The following is a 15554-nucleotide window of genomic DNA, read 5'->3' as shown; positions in this document are numbered from 1 at the left end:
ACTATGCCTTTTAAACCTTTAGTGACGGCAGGAATTGAAAGTCTGCTCAACACTTTCCTGTATCGCTCACCCGCGCTGAAAACAGCCCGCTCGCGTCTGCTGGGTAAAGTATTGCGCGTGGAGGTAAAAGGCTTTTCGACGTCGCTAATTCTGGTGTTTAGTGAACGGCAGGTCGATGTGCTGGGCGAATGGTCTGGCGATGCTGATTGCACCGTTATCGCCTACGCCAGCGTGTTGCCGAAACTTCGTGACCGCCAGCAGCTTGCCGCACTAATTCGTAGCGGTGAGCTGGAAGTGCAGGGCGATATTCAGGTGGTACAGAATTTCGTGGCGCTGGCAGATCTGGCAGAGTTCGACCCTGCGGAACTGCTGGCCCCTTATACCGGTGATATCGCCGCTGAAGGCATCAGCAAAGCCCTGCGCGGCGGTGCGAAATTCTTGCATCATGGTATTAAACGCCAGCAACGTTATGTGGCAGAAGCCATTACCGAAGAGTGGCGTATGGCGCCTGGTCCGCTTGAAGTGGCCTGGTTTGCGGAAGAGACAGCCGCTGTTGAACGTGCCGTTGATGCGTTAATCAAACGGCTGGAAAAACTGGAGGCAGTTTAATGACGCCAGGTGAAGTACGGCGCCTGTATTTCATCATTCGCACTTTTTTAAGCTACGGACTTGATGAACTGATCCCTAAAATGCGTATCACCCTGCCGCTGCGGTTATGGCGATACTCATTATTCTGGATGCCGAATCGGCACAAAGACAAACCATTAGGTGAGCGACTACGACTGGCGCTGCAAGAATTGGGGCCGGTATGGATCAAGTTCGGGCAGATGTTGTCTACCCGTCGTGACCTTTTCCCGCCGCATATTGCCGATCAGCTGGCGTTATTGCAGGACAAAGTCGCACCGTTTGATGGCAGACTGGCGAAGCAACAGATTGAAGCTGCAATGGGCGGTTTGCCGGTGGAAGCGTGGTTTGACGATTTTGAAATCGAGCCGCTGGCGTCGGCCTCTATCGCCCAGGTTCATACCGCGCGATTGAAATCGAATGGCAAAGATGTGGTAATTAAAGTCATCCGTCCGGACATTTTGCCGGTGATTAAAGCGGATCTGAAACTTATCTACCGCTTGGCTCGCTGGGTGCCGCGTTTGCTGCCGGATGGTCGCCGTCTGCGCCCAACTGAAGTGGTGCGCGAGTACGAAAAGACCTTGATTGATGAATTGAATTTGCTGCGGGAATCTGCCAACGCCATTCAGTTACGACGCAATTTTGAAGACAGCCCGATGCTCTACATCCCGGAAGTTTACCCTGACTATTGCAGCGAAGGGATGATGGTGATGGAGCGCATTTACGGCATTCCCGTTTCTGATGTCGCGGCGCTGGAGAAAAACGGCACTAACATGAAATTGCTGGCAGAACGCGGTGTGCAGGTGTTCTTCACCCAGGTTTTCCGTGACAGCTTTTTCCATGCCGATATGCATCCAGGCAACATCTTCGTAAGCTATGAGCACCCGGAAAACCCGAAATATATCGGCATTGATTGCGGGATAGTCGGCTCGCTAAACAAGGAAGATAAACGCTATCTGGCGGAAAACTTTATCGCCTTCTTTAACCGCGACTATCGCAAAGTGGCAGAGCTGCATGTCGATTCAGGCTGGGTACCGCCAGATACCAACGTTGAAGAGTTCGAATTTGCCATTCGTACCGTTTGCGAACCTATCTTTGAGAAACCGCTGGCGGAAATTTCGTTTGGACATGTGCTGTTAAATCTGTTTAATACGGCGCGTCGCTTCAATATGGAAGTGCAGCCGCAACTGGTGTTACTTCAGAAAACCTTGCTCTATATCGAAGGGGTAGGACGGCAGCTTTATCCGCAGCTCGATTTATGGAAAACTGCAAAACCTTTCCTTGAATCGTGGATTAAAGATCAGGTCGGTATTCCCGCGCTGGTGAGAGCATTTAAGGAAAAAGCGCCGTTCTGGATCGAAAAAATGCCAGAACTGCCTGAATTGGTTTATGACAGTTTGCGCCAGGGCAAGTATTTACAGCATAGTGTTGATAAGATTGCGCGCGAGTTACAGTCGAATCATGTGCGTCAGGGACAATCTCGTTACTTATTGGGGATTGGTGCGACGTTAGTATTAAGCGGCACATTCTTGTTGGTCAGCCGACCGGAATGGGGGCTGATGCCCGGCTGGTTAATGGCGGCCGGTCTGATCGCCTGGTTTGTCGGTTGGTGCAAAACACGCTGATTTTTTCATCGCTCAAGGCGGGCCGTGTAACGTATAATGCGGCCTTGTTTAATCATCATCTACCACAGAGGAACATGTATGGGTGGTATCAGTATTTGGCAGTTATTGATTATTGCCGTCATCGTTGTACTGCTTTTTGGCACCAAAAAGCTCGGCTCCATCGGTTCCGATCTTGGTGCGTCGATCAAAGGCTTTAAAAAAGCAATGAGCGATGATGAACCAAAGCAGGATAAAACCAGTCAGGATGCTGATTTTACTGCGAAAACCATCGCCGATAAGCAGGCGGATGCGAATCAGGAACAGGCTAAAACAGAAGACGCAAAGCGCCACGATAAAGAGCAGGTGTAATCCGTGTTTGATATCGGTTTTAGCGAACTGCTATTGGTGTTCATCATCGGCCTCGTAGTTCTGGGGCCGCAACGACTGCCTGTGGCGGTAAAAACGGTTGCGGGCTGGATTCGCGCGTTGCGTTCACTGGCAACAACGGTGCAGAACGAACTGACCCAGGAGTTAAAACTCCAGGAGTTTCAGGACAGCCTGAAAAAGGTTGAAAAGGCGAGTCTCACCAACCTGACGCCCGAACTGAAAGCGTCAATGGATGAGCTGCGCCAGGCCGCGGAGTCGATGAAGCGTTCCTACGTTGCGAATGACCCTGAAAAGGCGAGCGATGAAGCGCACACCATTCATAACCCGGTGGTGAAAGACAATGAGGCTGCGCATGAAGGTGTCACGCCTGCCGCTGCACAAACGCAGGCCAGTTCGCCGGAACAGAAGCCAGAAACCACGCCAGAGCCGGTGGTAAAACCTGCTGCGGACGCTGAACCGAAAACCGCTGCACATTCCCCTTCGTCGAGTGATAAACCGTAAACATGTCTGTAGAAGATACTCAACCGCTTATCACGCATCTGATTGAGCTGCGTAAGCGTCTGCTGAACTGCATTATCGCGGTGATCGTGATATTTCTGTGTCTGGTCTATTTCGCCAATGACATTTATCACCTGGTATCCGCGCCATTGATCAAGCAGTTGCCGCAAGGTTCAACGATGATCGCCACCGATGTGGCCTCGCCGTTCTTTACGCCAATCAAGCTGACCTTTATGGTGTCGCTGATTCTGTCAGCGCCGGTGATTCTCTATCAGGTGTGGGCATTTATCGCTCCTGCACTCTATAAGCACGAACGTCGCCTGGTGGTGCCGCTGCTGGTTTCCAGCTCTCTGCTGTTTTATATCGGCATGGCGTTCGCTTATTTCGTGGTCTTCCCGCTGGCGTTTGGTTTCCTTGCCAATACCGCGCCTGAAGGGGTGCAGGTATCCACCGACATTGCCAGCTATTTGAGCTTCGTGATGGCGCTGTTTATGGCGTTTGGTATCTCCTTTGAAGTGCCTGTGGCGATTGTGCTGCTGTGCTGGATGGGGATTACCTCGCCAGAAGACTTACGCAAAAAACGTCCGTATGTGCTGGTTGGCGCATTCGTCGTCGGGATGCTGCTGACGCCGCCGGATGTCTTCTCGCAAACGCTGCTGGCGATCCCGATGTACTGCCTGTTTGAAATTGGCGTCTTCTTCTCGCGCTTTTACGTTGGTAAAGGCCGAAACCGGGAAGAAGAAAACGACGCTGAAGCAGAAAGCGAAAAAACTGAAGAATAAACTCAACCGCCCGTCAGGGCGGTTGTCATATGGAGTGCAGGATGTTTGATATCGGCGTTAATCTGACCAGTTCGCAATTTGCGAAAGACCGTGATGATGTCGTAGCGCGCGCTTTTGCTGCGGGAGTTAATGGGCTACTCATCACCGGCACTAACCTGCGCGAAAGCCAGCAGGCGCAAAAGCTGGCGCGTCAGTATTCGTCCTGTTGGTCAACGGCGGGCGTACATCCTCACGACAGCAGCCAGTGGCAAGCTGTGACTGAAGAAGCGATTATTGAGCTGGCCTCGCAGCCAGAAGTGGTGGCGATTGGTGAGTGTGGCCTCGACTTTAACCGCAACTTTTCGACGCCGGAAGAGCAGGAACGCGCTTTTGTCGCCCAGCTACGCATTGCCGCAGAGTTAAACATGCCGGTATTTATGCACTGTCGTGATGCCCACGAGCGGTTTATGACGTTGCTGGAACCGTGGCTGGATAAGCTACCTGGTGCGGTGTTGCACTGTTTTACCGGCACACGCGAAGAGATGCAGGCGTGCGTGGCGCGAGGGATTTATATCGGCATTACCGGTTGGGTTTGCGATGAACGACGCGGACTGGAGCTGCGAGAACTGTTGCCATTTATTCCGGCGGAGCAATTGCTGGTTGAGACAGACGCACCGTATTTGCTTCCGCGCGATCTCACGCCGAAGCCATCGTCACGGCGTAATGAGCCAGCCTATCTGCCCCATATTTTGCAACGTATTGCACACTGGCGTGGGGAAGATGCCGCATGGCTGGCTGCCACCACGGATGCCAATGTCAAAAAGTTATTTGGGATTGCGTTCTAGAGTTTGCGGAACTCGGTGTTCTTCACACTGTGCTTAATCTCTTTATTGATAAGATTAAGCAATAGCATAGAGCGAGCCTCGCCGTCGGGTTCGGTGAAAATAGCCTGAAAACCTTCGAAAGCACCTTCGGTGATAATCACCTTATCACCAGGATATGGCGTCGCCGGATCAACAATGTCTTCCGGTTTATACACCGACAGTTGATGAATAACCGCAGATGGGACTATCGCCGGCGATGCGCCAAAGCGCACAAAGTGGCTGACGCCGCGGGTAGCACTGATGGTTGTGGTATGAATCACTTCCGGGTCAAATTCCACAAACAGGTAGTTGGGGAACAATGGTTCACTGACTGCGGTACGTTTGCCTCGCACGATTTTTTCCAGGGTGATCATCGGTGCCAGGCAATTCACCGCCTGTCTTTCGAGGTGTTCCTGGGCACGTTGAAGTTGCCCGCGCTTGCAGTACAGTAAATACCAGGATTGCATAATGACTCTTATCCGTTTAATCGGGGCGCAAGGATAGCAAAAGCTTTACGCTAAGTTAATTATATTCCCCGGTTTGCGTTATGCCGTCAGAGTTCACGCTAATTTAACAAATTTACAGCATCGCGAAGATGAACGCCGTATAATGGGCGAAGATTAAGAGGCTACAATGGACGCCATGAAATATAACGATTTACGCGACTTCCTGACGCTGCTTGAACAGCAGGGTGATCTAAAACGTATCACGCTCCCGGTGGATCCGCATCTGGAAATCACTGAAATTGCTGACCGCACTCTGCGTGCCGGTGGGCCTGCGTTGTTGTTTGAAAACCCCAAAGGTTATTCGATGCCGGTGCTGTGCAACCTGTTTGGTACGCCAAAGCGCGTGGCGATGGGCATGGGCCAGGAAGATGTTTCGGCGCTGCGTGAAGTCGGTAAATTATTGGCGTTTCTGAAAGAGCCGGAGCCGCCAAAAGGTTTCCGCGACCTGTTTGATAAACTGCCGCAGTTTAAGCAGGTGTTAAACATGCCGACAAAGCGATTGCGTGGTGCGCCTTGCCAACAAAAAATCGTCTCTGGTGATGACGTCGATCTTAACCGCATTCCCATTATGACCTGCTGGCCGGAAGACGCCGCTCCGCTGATTACCTGGGGGCTGACCGTAACGCGCGGCCCGCATAAAGAGCGGCAGAATCTGGGTATTTATCGCCAGCAGCTGATTGGTAAAAACAAACTGATTATGCGCTGGCTGTCGCATCGTGGCGGCGCACTGGATTATCAGGAGTGGTGCGCGGCGCATCCGGGCGAACGTTTCCCGGTTTCTGTGGCGCTGGGTGCCGATCCCGCTACGATTCTCGGTGCAGTGACGCCAGTCCCGGATACATTGTCGGAATACGCCTTTGCCGGATTGCTGCGCGGCACCAAGACCGAAGTGGTGAAGTGTATCTCCAATGACCTTGAAGTGCCCGCCAGTGCGGAGATTGTGCTGGAAGGGTATATCGAACAAGGCGAAACGGCGCCGGAAGGGCCGTATGGCGACCACACCGGTTACTATAACGAAGTCGATAGCTTCCCGGTATTTACCGTGACGCATATTACCCAGCGTGAAGATGCGATTTACCATTCCACCTATACCGGGCGTCCGCCAGATGAACCAGCGGTACTGGGCGTGGCGTTGAACGAAGTGTTCGTGCCTATTCTGCAAAAACAGTTCCCGGAAATTGTCGATTTTTACCTGCCGCCGGAAGGCTGTTCTTATCGCCTGGCGGTAGTGACAATCAAAAAACAGTACGCCGGACATGCGAAGCGCGTCATGATGGGGGTCTGGTCATTCTTACGCCAGTTTATGTACACTAAGTTCGTGATCGTCTGCGATGATGATGTTAACGCACGCGACTGGAACGATGTGATTTGGGCAATTACCACCCGTATGGACCCTGCGCGGGATACGGTGTTGGTAGAAAATACGCCCATTGATTATCTGGATTTTGCCTCGCCCGTCTCCGGGCTGGGTTCAAAAATGGGGCTGGATGCCACGAATAAATGGCCAGGGGAAACCCAGCGTGAATGGGGGCGTCCCATCAAAAAAGATCCAGATGTTGTCGCGCATATTGACGCCATCTGGGATGAACTGGCTATTTTTAACAACGGTAAAAGCGCCTGATGCGCGTTTGTTTTGCCCTATTTATCGATCCGACAGAGAAAGCGCATGACAACCTTAAGCTGTAAAGTGACCTCGGTAGAAGCTATCACGGATACCGTATATCGTGTCCGCATTGTGCCAGACGCGGCCTTTTCTTTTCGTGCTGGTCAGTATTTGATGGTGGTGATGGACGAGCGCGACAAACGCCCGTTTTCAATGGCTTCGACGCCGAATGAACAAGGTTTCATTGAGCTGCACATTGGCGCTTCGGAGATCAATCTCTACGCCAAAGCCGTTATGGATCGCATCCTTAAAGATCATCAAATCGTGGTGGATATTCCCCACGGTGAAGCGTGGCTGCGCGATGATGAAGAACGTCCGATGATTCTGATTGCGGGCGGCACGGGGTTCTCTTATGCGCGCTCGATTTTGCTGACAGCGCTGGCACGTAATCCCAATCGCGATATCACCATTTACTGGGGCGGGCGTGAAGAGCAACATCTTTATGATCTGTCCGAGCTTGAGGCGCTTTCTCTGAAGCATCCTGGTTTGCGTGTGGTGCCGGTAGTTGAACAACCGGAAGCGGGCTGGCGTGGACGTACTGGCACCGTGTTAACGGCGGTATTGCAGGATCACGGTACGCTGGCGGAGCATGATATCTATATCGCTGGCCGCTTTGAGATGGCGAAAATCGCCCGTGACCTGTTCTGCAATGAGCGTAATGCGCGGGAAGATCGCCTGTTTGGCGATGCGTTTGCGTTTATCTAAGCCATAAAAAACCCGCCCCTGACAGGCGGGAAGAACGGCAACTAAAACTTTATACAGTGGCATTTGGATCTATGTCGCATCCGGAAAACAATGCCTGATGCGACGCTTGCGCGTCTTATCAGGCCTACAAATAGTTCTGAACCGTGGGCCGGATAAGGCGTTTATGCCGCATCCGGCAAACAATGCCCGATGCGACGCTGGTGCGTCTTATCGTGCCTACAAATAGTCCTGAACCGTAGGCCGGATAAGGCGTTTATGCCGCATCCGGCAAACAATGCCCGATGCGACGCTAGCGCGTCTTATCGTGCCTACAAATAGTCCTGAACCGTAGGCCGGATAAGGCGTTTATGCCGCATCCGGCAAGTGGTTAAACCCGCTCAAACACCGTCGCAATACCCTGACCCAGACCGATACACATCGTCGCCAGACCAAACTGGGCATCTTTGCGCTCCATCAGATTCAGCAGCGTGGTACTGATACGAGCACCTGAACAGCCCAGCGGATGACCCAGCGCGATCGCGCCACCGTTGAGGTTGATCTTCTCGTCGATCTGCTCCATCAGCCCCAGATCTTTAATGCACGGCAGGATCTGCGCGGCAAAGGCTTCGTTCATCTCAAACACACCGATATCGCTGGCAGAAAGCCCCGCTTTTTTCAGCGCCAGTTTTGAGGCCGGAACCGGGCCGTAACCCATAATCGACGGGTCACAACCGACGACCGCCATCGAACGCACGCGGGCGCGCGGCTTAAGACCTAATTCACGGGCGCGGCTTTCACTCATCACCAACATGGCAGCTGCACCATCGGAAAGCGCAGAAGATGTACCCGCCGTTACCGTACCGCTGACGGGATCAAACGCCGGACGCAGCGTGGCGAGGGCTTCCACGGTGGTTTCCGGGCGAATCACTTCGTCGTAATTAAACTGCTTCAATACGCCGTCGGCATCGTGACCACCGGTCGGGATGATTTCATTTTTAAATGCGCCCGACTGCGTGGCGGCCCAGGCGCGGGCGTGTGACCGCGCGGCAAAGGCATCCTGCATTTCACGGCTGATACCGTGCATACGCGCCAGCATTTCTGCCGTTAAGCCCATCATGCCCGCCGCTTTGGCGACATTGCGGCTCAGGCCGGGGTGAAAATCGACGCCGTGGCTCATCGGCACATGGCCCATATGCTCCACGCCGCCAACCAGACATGCCTGTGCATCGCCAGTCATGATCATTCGTGCTGCATCATGCAGTGCCTGCATGGATGAACCACACAAGCGATTGACGGTAACCGCCGGGACAGAGTGTGGTACTTCAGCCAACAGCGCCGCGTTACGGGCGATATTAAAACCCTGCTCCAGCGTCTGCTGCACACAGCCCCAGTAAATATCGTCGAGGGCCGCCGCTTCCAGCGCCGGATTACGCGCCAGCAAGCTACGCATTAAATGAGCGGAGAGATCTTCCGCACGTACGTTACGAAAAGCACCGCCCTTCGAACGGCCCATCGGGGTGCGAATTGCATCGACAATGACAACCTGTTCCATTGTGACTCCTTAAGCCGTTTTCAGGTCGCCAACCGGACGGGCTGGCTCAACCGGAGGATAGTACGGTTCGTTATGACGCGCTTTATTACGCAGACCTTCCGGCACTTCGTACAGCGGGCCGAGGTGCTGATATTGCTGTGCCATATCGAGGTATTTTGCGCTGCCGAGGGTGTCCAGCCAGCGGAACGCACCGCCGTGGAACGGAGGGAAGCCCAGGCCGTAGACCAGCGCCATATCCGCTTCTGCCGGAGTGGCGATAATGCCCTCTTCCAGGCAGCGGACCACTTCGTTGACCATCGGGATCATCATGCGGGCGATAATCTCTTCCTCGCTAAAATCACGCTTCGGCTGGCTGACTTCTGCCAACAGATCGTCAACGGCGGCGTCTTCTTCTTTCTTCGGCTTACCTTTGCTGTCTTCTTTATAACGCCAGAAACCGAGGCCGTTCTTCTGACCAAAGCGGTTGGCATCAAACAGCGCGTCGATGGCATCGCGATAATCTTTCTGCATCCGCTGCGGGAAACCTGCAGCCATCACCACCTGGGCGTGATGGGCGGTGTCAATGCCCACGACATCCAGCAGATATGCCGGACCCATCGGCCAGCCAAACTGTTTTTCCATCACTTTGTCGATCTTGCGGAAATCCGCGCCGTCGCGCAGCAACTGGCTGAAACCCGCGAAGTAGGGGAACAGCACGCGGTTAACGAAGAATCCGGGGCAGTCGTTAACCACAATCGGCGTTTTGCCCATCTTGCTCGCCCAGGCGACGACTTTCGCGATGGTTTCGTCGGAGCTTTTCTCGCCGCGAATAATTTCTACCAACGGCATCCGGTGTACCGGGTTAAAGAAGTGCATTCCGCAGAAGTTTTCCGGGCGATCCAGCGCTTTGGCCAGTTCGCTGATAGGAATGGTTGAAGTGTTAGACGCCAGCACGGTATCCGGTCGTACTTTCTGCTCGGTTTCTGCCAGTACAGCTTTTTTCACTTTCGGGTTTTCGACAACCGCTTCTACCACAACATCCACGCGGTCAAACCCGGCGTAGTCGAGCGTTGGGTGGATCGTGGAGATCACGCCAGCCAGTTTCAGACCATCGATCTTGCCGCGCTCAAGCTGCTTGTTCAGCAGTTTCGCGGCTTCGATCATGCCGAGGGTTAACGACTTGTCGTTGATATCTTTCATGACAACCGGCACGCCTTTCCACGCAGACTGGTAAGCAATGCCGCCCCCCATAATGCCTGCGCCCAGCACAGCGGCCTGTTTCGGTGTTTCAACGTCTTTGGTGAGTTTCTTCGCTTTGCCTTTTACATATTGATCGTTAAGGAAAATGCCGACCAGTGCGCGGGCTTCGTTGGTATGCGCCAGCGGGACAAAACTTTTGTTTTCCAGATTTAATGCTTCTTCACGACCAAAACGGGCCGCAGCTTCAATAGTTTTTACTGCGGTGATGGGTGCCGGATAATGTTTCCCCGCCGTTTGTGCGACCATCCCTTTAGCGATGGTGAAGCTCATGGTGGCTTCAATCTTGCTCAGTTTTAGCGGTTCTAGCTTCGGCTGACGTTTCGCTTTCCAGTCGAGGTCGCCGTTAATGGCCTGGCGTAAAATCGCCATCGCCCCTTCAATCAGTTTTTCTGCTTTGACTACGCCATCCACCAGACCGATTTTCAGCGCCTGATCCGCGCCGACATCTTTACCGGCGGCAATGATTTCCAGCGCACTGTCAGCGCCCAGCATACGTGGCATACGTACAGAACCGCCAAAGCCCGGCATGATGCCCAGTTTGGTTTCCGGCAGACCGATGCGCAGATCCGGCGTCGCCAGACGATAATCGGTCGCCAGTACACATTCGCAGCCACCGCCCAGCGCATAGCCGTTGACGGCGGCAATGGTCGGCACCGGCAGATCTTCCAGGCGATTAAACACGCTATTGGCAAAATGCAGCCACTGGCTTAACTGTTCTTCAGGAACGAGGAACAGGGACAAAAATTCGGTGATATCAGCACCGACGATAAAGGCTGCTTTGTTCGAACGCAGCAGCAGCCCTTTTAGATCTGATTGCTGTTCCAGTACACCGATGGCCTCGCCGAGGCTGGCGACGGTCGCAGTGTCGAGTTTATTAACTGAACCTGGGGCATCAAATACCAGTTCGGCAATGCCATCTTCCAGCCAGTCAAGGTACAGGGTGTCGCCTTTGTAAAGCATGTCAGTCTCCTGAATCCGCAAGGTGATCTGGTCGTACCAGATGCATTGAAGTGTGTATTTTGTGTTAAAAATATGCAAACAAAAGATTAAAGAAATGCCGATCTGATCACGCTCGGCAGAAATCACGCTCTGGATGAACGATGTGCTAAGATGCGGAGACTTAAGGTCAAAAAAACAGAAGGGTAAAAAATGGAATCACTGGCCTCGCTCTATAAAAATCATATAGCTACCTTACAAGAACGGACTCGCGATGCGCTGGCGCGCTTCAAGCTGGATGCATTACTTATTCACTCCGGCGAGCTGTTCAATGTTTTTCTCGACGATCATCCCTATCCGTTTAAAGTGAACCCGCAATTCAAAGCGTGGGTGCCGGTAACTCAGGTGCCAAACTGCTGGTTGCTGGTGGATGGCGTGAACAAGCCGAAACTGTGGTTCTATCTGCCAGTTGATTACTGGCACAACGTCGAACCGCTGCCGACCGCCTTCTGGACTGAAGATGTGGACGTGATCGCGCTGCCGAAAGCCGATGGCATTGGTAGCCTGCTGCCTGCTGCGCGCGGCAATATTGGTTATATCGGTCCGGTGCCGGAACGTGCGCTGCAACTGGGCATTGAGGCCAGCAATATCAACCCGAAAGGGGTGATCGACTACCTGCATTACTACCGCTCCTTCAAAACCGAGTACGAACTGGCCTGTATGCGTGAAGCGCAGAAAATGGCGGTCAACGGTCATCGCGCGGCAGAAGAAGCGTTCCGTTCTGGCATGAGCGAGTTCGATATCAACATTGCCTATCTGACCGCGACCGGTCATCGTGATACCGACGTACCTTACAGCAACATTGTGGCGCTCAACGAACACGCTTCGGTGCTGCATTACACCAAACTGGACCATCAGGCACCGGAAGAGATGCGTAGCTTCCTGCTGGATGCCGGGGCAGAATATAACGGCTATGCGGCTGACCTGACCCGAACCTGGTCGGCAAAAAGCGACAACGACTACGCACAGCTGGTGAAAGACGTTAATGATGAACAACTGGCGCTGATCGCCACCATGAAAGCAGGCGTCAGCTATGTGGATTACCACATCCAGTTCCATCAGCGCATTGCCAAACTGCTGCGTAAACATCAAATCATCACCGATATGAGTGAAGAAGCGATGGTCGAAAACGATCTCACCGGACCGTTTATGCCGCACGGTATCGGCCATCCGCTGGGCCTGCAGGTGCATGACGTAGCAGGTTTTATGCAGGATGATAGCGGTACGCACCTCGCGGCACCGGCAAAATATCCGTACCTGCGCTGCACCCGTATTCTCCAGCCGGGCATGGTGTTAACCATTGAGCCGGGTATCTACTTCATCGAATCGTTGCTGGCACCGTGGCGTGAAGGGCAGTTCAGCAAACACTTCAACTGGCAGAAAATTGAAGCACTGAAACCGTTCGGCGGCATTCGTATCGAAGACAACGTGGTGATCCACGAAAATAACGTGGAAAACATGACCCGGGATCTGAAACTGGCGTGATGGAAAGCTGGTTAATTCCTGCGGCACCGGTCACGGTCGTTGAAGAGATCAAAAAGAGCCGCTTCATAACGATGTTGGCGCATACCGATGGCGTTGAGGCGGCGAAAGCGTTTGTTGAATCGGTGCGGGCAGAACACCCCGATGCCCGCCACCATTGTGTGGCGTGGGTGGCGGGGGCGCCGGATGATTCTCAACAGCTGGGTTTCTCTGACGACGGGGAACCGGCGGGAACGGCAGGTAAACCGATGCTCGCCCAACTGATGGGCAGCGGCGTCGGGGAAATTACCGCTGTGGTGGTGCGCTACTACGGCGGCATATTGCTCGGCACCGGTGGGTTAGTGAAAGCGTATGGCGGCGGCGTGAATCAGGCGTTGCGCCAGCTAACGACCCAACGCAAGACGCCATTAACCGAATATACTTTGCAATGTGAATATAGTCAGTTAACCGGCATTGAAGCGTTGCTGGGGCAGTGTGACGGCAAAATTATCAACAGTGATTATCAGGCATTCGTTCTGCTGCGGGTGGCGCTTCCAGCAGCGAAATTGGCTGAATTTTCCGCAAAGCTGGCGGATTTTAGCCGTGGTTCATTGCAATTGTTAGCGATTGAAGAATAATCCCCACTTCGTTTTGCAGAACTAAGGAAGCGGCAGAGATGCATTTTCGCGCCATTACCCGAATCGTTGGACTACTGGTCATCTTATTCTCAGGGACAATGATTATCCCTGGGCTGGTAGCACTCATCTACCGGGATGGGGCGGGCCGCGCATTTACCCAGACCTTTTTTGTCGCCCTCGCTATTGGCTCCATGTTGTGGTGGCCTAACCGTAAAGAGAAGGGCGAACTGAAATCCCGTGAAGGGTTTCTGATCGTGGTGCTGTTCTGGACCGTGCTGGGTAGCGTCGGTGCGCTCCCTTTTATCTTCTCGGAAAGCCCGAACCTCACGATCACCGATGCGTTTTTTGAATCTTTCTCCGGCCTGACCACCACGGGGGCCACTACGCTGGTGGGGCTGGATTCGCTCCCTCACGCAATCCTCTTTTATCGCCAGATGCTGCAATGGTTTGGCGGGATGGGGATCATCGTGTTGGCGGTTGCGATACTGCCTATCCTCGGCGTTGGTGGGATGCAGCTCTATCGCGCGGAAATGCCCGGCCCGCTGAAAGATAACAAAATGCGTCCGCGAATTGCGGAAACGGCGAAAACCCTGTGGTTGATTTATGTCTTGTTGACCGTCGCCTGTGCACTGGCGCTGTGGTTTGCTGGAATGGATGCCTTTGATGCCATCGGTCATAGCTTTGCGACAATCGCTATTGGCGGCTTTTCGACGCATGATGCCAGCGTTGGCTATTTCGATAGCCCGACTATTAACACTATCATTGCTATCTTCCTGCTGATCTCCGGCTGTAACTACGGTCTGCACTTTTCACTGTTAAGTGGGCGTAGTCTGAAGGTCTACTGGCGCGATCCGGAATTTCGCATGTTTATCGGCGTACAGTTTACGCTGGTGGTTATTTGTACCCTCGTGCTGTGGTTTCATAATGTCTACAGTTCGGCGCTGATGACAATTAACCAGGCATTTTTCCAGGTGGTGTCGATGGCGACAACCGCCGGGTTTACGACTGATAGCATTGCCCGCTGGCCGCTCTTTTTGCCGGTACTGCTTTTATGTTCAGCTTTTATCGGCGGTTGCGCCGGGTCAACGGGCGGTGGCCTGAAAGTGATCCGCATCCTGCTGCTGTTCAAACAGGGGAACCGTGAGCTGAAACGACTGGTGCATCCGAACGCCGTCTATAGCATTAAGCTGGGGAATCGCGCACTGCCGGAACGTATCCTCGAAGCCGTTTGGGGATTTTTCTCCGCCTATGCATTGGTGTTTATTGTCAGTATGCTGGCGATAATCGCCACTGGCGTGGATGACTTTTCTGCCTTTGCCTCGGTTGTTGCGACATTGAATAACCTGGGGCCAGGGCTTGGCGTGGTTGCTGATAACTTTACCAGCATGAACCCGGTGGCTAAATGGATCCTGATTGCCAACATGCTGTTTGGTCGTCTTGAGGTCTTTACATTGCTGGTGCTCTTTACCCCGACTTTCTGGCGTGAATGATGGAGTAATACGTGAAAACATTAATTCTTTTCTCAACAAGGGACGGACAAACGCGCGAGATTGCCTCCTACCTGGCTTCGGAACTGAAAGAACTGGGGATCCAGGCGGATGTCGCCAATGTGCACCGCATTGAAGAACCACAATGGGAAAACTACGATCGCGTGGTGATTGGCGCTTCTATTCGCTACGGTCATTACCATTCTGCGTTCCAGGCATTTGTCAAAAAGCATGCCACCCGGCTGAACTCAATGCCGAGCGCCTTTTACTCCGTCAACCTGGTGGCACGCAAGCCGGAGAAGCGGACTGTGCAGACCAACAGCTACGCACGAAAGTTTCTGATGAGTTCACAATGGCGCCCCGATCGCTGTGCCGTTATTGCCGGGGCGCTGCGTTATCCACGCTATCGTTGGTACGACCGCTTTATGATCAAGCTGATTATGAAGATGTCAGGCGGAGAAACAGATACGCGCAAAGAGGTTGTCTATACCGATTGGGAGCAGGTCGCGAATTTCGCCCGAGAAATCGCTCAATTAACCAACAGATCGGCGTCGAAATAAGCATAAAGAATAAAAAACGCGCATTCGGAAA

At 53.2% G+C, this 15554-nt stretch carries 15 protein-coding genes; 12 read left to right on the top strand and 3 right to left on the bottom strand.

The genetic code is table 11. The features are described from left to right. Nucleotides 1-3 precede the first annotated feature (3 nt). The 6 genes from ubiJ (at nucleotide 4) to tatD (ending at nucleotide 4719) form a co-directional block, all read left to right on the top strand. The gene (gene ubiJ / locus AACS80_RS20615; protein ID WP_130261219.1) at nucleotides 4-609 is read left to right on the top strand and encodes a ubiquinone biosynthesis protein UbiJ; all 606 of its coding nucleotides are present in this window, start codon (nucleotides 4-6) and stop codon (nucleotides 607-609) included. Beyond that, nucleotides 609-2249 (top strand): ubiquinone biosynthesis regulatory protein kinase UbiB, encoded by a 1641-nt coding sequence (ubiB, locus tag AACS80_RS20610; RefSeq protein WP_130209470.1) that lies wholly within the window; start codon nucleotides 609-611, stop codon nucleotides 2247-2249. Before ubiJ ends, ubiB begins: the two co-directional genes overlap by 1 nt. Before the next feature lie 78 nt (nucleotides 2250-2327). Beyond that, a complete protein-coding gene (gene tatA, locus AACS80_RS20605; RefSeq protein ID WP_130209472.1) occupies nucleotides 2328-2597 on the top strand; it encodes a Sec-independent protein translocase subunit TatA in 270 nt (89 codons plus the stop codon). A gap of 3 nt (nucleotides 2598-2600) precedes the next feature. Next, nucleotides 2601-3116 (top strand): Sec-independent protein translocase protein TatB, encoded by a 516-nt coding sequence (tatB, locus tag AACS80_RS20600; protein WP_130209474.1) that lies wholly within the window; start codon nucleotides 2601-2603, stop codon nucleotides 3114-3116. A gap of 2 nt (nucleotides 3117-3118) precedes the next feature. Next, nucleotides 3119-3895: a Sec-independent protein translocase subunit TatC gene (tatC, locus tag AACS80_RS20595; RefSeq protein ID WP_000109937.1), complete on the top strand. Its 777-nt coding sequence runs from the start codon at nucleotides 3119-3121 to the stop codon at nucleotides 3893-3895. Between the two features lie 41 nt (nucleotides 3896-3936). Next, nucleotides 3937-4719, top strand: a complete 783-nt coding sequence (tatD, locus tag AACS80_RS20590) for a 3'-5' ssDNA/RNA exonuclease TatD (protein WP_135410624.1) — start codon at nucleotides 3937-3939, stop codon at nucleotides 4717-4719. Here the strand turns inward: tatD and rfaH are convergent. Next, the gene (gene rfaH / locus AACS80_RS20585) at nucleotides 4716-5204 is read right to left on the bottom strand and encodes a transcription/translation regulatory transformer protein RfaH (protein ID WP_130209478.1); all 489 of its coding nucleotides are present in this window, start codon (nucleotides 5202-5204) and stop codon (nucleotides 4716-4718) included. The genes tatD and rfaH overlap by 4 nt on opposite strands. 166 nt (nucleotides 5205-5370) lie before the next feature. On the opposite strand from rfaH, the gene ubiD reads away from it, so the two are divergent. Together ubiD and fre are read left to right on the top strand one after the other, a co-directional pair. Further along, a complete protein-coding gene (gene ubiD, locus AACS80_RS20580) occupies nucleotides 5371-6864 on the top strand; it encodes a 4-hydroxy-3-polyprenylbenzoate decarboxylase (protein WP_135410625.1) in 1494 nt (497 codons plus the stop codon). Nucleotides 6865-6909: 45 nt separating this feature from the next. After that, nucleotides 6910-7611: an NAD(P)H-flavin reductase gene (gene fre / locus AACS80_RS20575; RefSeq protein WP_130209480.1), complete on the top strand. Its 702-nt coding sequence runs from the start codon at nucleotides 6910-6912 to the stop codon at nucleotides 7609-7611. A 367-nt stretch (nucleotides 7612-7978) separates the two neighbouring features. Here fre and fadA read toward each other — a convergent pair whose 3' ends face one another. Continuing rightward, the gene (gene fadA, locus AACS80_RS20570) at nucleotides 7979-9142 is read right to left on the bottom strand and encodes an acetyl-CoA C-acyltransferase FadA (protein ID WP_130209482.1); all 1164 of its coding nucleotides are present in this window, start codon (nucleotides 9140-9142) and stop codon (nucleotides 7979-7981) included. 9 nt (nucleotides 9143-9151) lie between these two features. Further along, nucleotides 9152-11341, bottom strand: coding sequence for a fatty acid oxidation complex subunit alpha FadB (fadB, locus tag AACS80_RS20565; protein ID WP_135410626.1), 2190 nt, complete (start codon nucleotides 11339-11341; stop codon nucleotides 9152-9154). Nucleotides 11342-11530: 189 nt separating this feature from the next. Between fadB and pepQ the strand changes: the two genes are divergently transcribed. The 4 genes from pepQ to hemG are packed head-to-tail and all read left to right on the top strand — an operon-like array spanning nucleotide 11531 to nucleotide 15523. Further along, nucleotides 11531-12862: a Xaa-Pro dipeptidase gene (gene pepQ / locus AACS80_RS20560; protein ID WP_130261222.1), complete on the top strand. Its 1332-nt coding sequence runs from the start codon at nucleotides 11531-11533 to the stop codon at nucleotides 12860-12862. Continuing rightward, a complete protein-coding gene (locus AACS80_RS20555) occupies nucleotides 12862-13476 on the top strand; it encodes an IMPACT family protein (protein ID WP_135408375.1) in 615 nt (204 codons plus the stop codon). The genes pepQ and AACS80_RS20555 overlap by 1 nt, the downstream gene beginning before the upstream one ends. A 38-nt stretch (nucleotides 13477-13514) precedes the next feature. Next, nucleotides 13515-14966 (top strand): Trk system potassium transporter TrkH, encoded by a 1452-nt coding sequence (trkH, locus tag AACS80_RS20550; RefSeq protein WP_000545680.1) that lies wholly within the window; start codon nucleotides 13515-13517, stop codon nucleotides 14964-14966. An 11-nt stretch (nucleotides 14967-14977) separates the two neighbouring features. Continuing rightward, nucleotides 14978-15523 (top strand): menaquinone-dependent protoporphyrinogen IX dehydrogenase, encoded by a 546-nt coding sequence (gene hemG, locus AACS80_RS20545; protein WP_130209490.1) that lies wholly within the window; start codon nucleotides 14978-14980, stop codon nucleotides 15521-15523. Nucleotides 15524-15554 lie beyond the last annotated feature (31 nt).

Origin of the sequence: Escherichia sp. E4385, from assembly GCF_963883145.1 — a bacterium.
In the GTDB taxonomy this organism is placed as follows: domain Bacteria; phylum Pseudomonadota; class Gammaproteobacteria; order Enterobacterales; family Enterobacteriaceae; genus Escherichia.
Note: the sequence above shows the minus strand (reverse complement) of the source record. Positions and strands in the feature narration are given on the sequence as shown.

Bases quoted from the DNA above. Each gene is read 5' to 3' on its own strand.
- ubiJ (WP_130261219.1), top strand. From the start codon at position 4: ATGCCTTTTAAACCTTTAGTGACGGCAGGAATTGAAAGTCTGCTCAAC.
- ubiB (WP_130209470.1), top strand. From the start codon at position 609: ATGACGCCAGGTGAAGTACGGCGCCTGTATTTCATCATTCGCACTTTT.
- tatA (WP_130209472.1), top strand. From the start codon at position 2,328: ATGGGTGGTATCAGTATTTGGCAGTTATTGATTATTGCCGTCATCGTT.
- tatC (WP_000109937.1), top strand. From the start codon at position 3,119: ATGTCTGTAGAAGATACTCAACCGCTTATCACGCATCTGATTGAGCTG.
- tatD (WP_135410624.1), top strand. From the start codon at position 3,937: ATGTTTGATATCGGCGTTAATCTGACCAGTTCGCAATTTGCGAAAGAC.
- rfaH (WP_130209478.1), bottom strand. From the start codon at position 5,204: ATGCAATCCTGGTATTTACTGTACTGCAAGCGCGGGCAACTTCAACGT.
- ubiD (WP_135410625.1), top strand. From the start codon at position 5,371: ATGGACGCCATGAAATATAACGATTTACGCGACTTCCTGACGCTGCTT.
- fre (WP_130209480.1), top strand. From the start codon at position 6,910: ATGACAACCTTAAGCTGTAAAGTGACCTCGGTAGAAGCTATCACGGAT.
- fadA (WP_130209482.1), bottom strand. From the start codon at position 9,142: ATGGAACAGGTTGTCATTGTCGATGCAATTCGCACCCCGATGGGCCGT.
- fadB (WP_135410626.1), bottom strand. From the start codon at position 11,341: ATGCTTTACAAAGGCGACACCCTGTACCTTGACTGGCTGGAAGATGGC.
- pepQ (WP_130261222.1), top strand. From the start codon at position 11,531: ATGGAATCACTGGCCTCGCTCTATAAAAATCATATAGCTACCTTACAA.
- AACS80_RS20555 (WP_135408375.1), top strand. From the start codon at position 12,862: ATGGAAAGCTGGTTAATTCCTGCGGCACCGGTCACGGTCGTTGAAGAG.
- trkH (WP_000545680.1), top strand. From the start codon at position 13,515: ATGCATTTTCGCGCCATTACCCGAATCGTTGGACTACTGGTCATCTTA.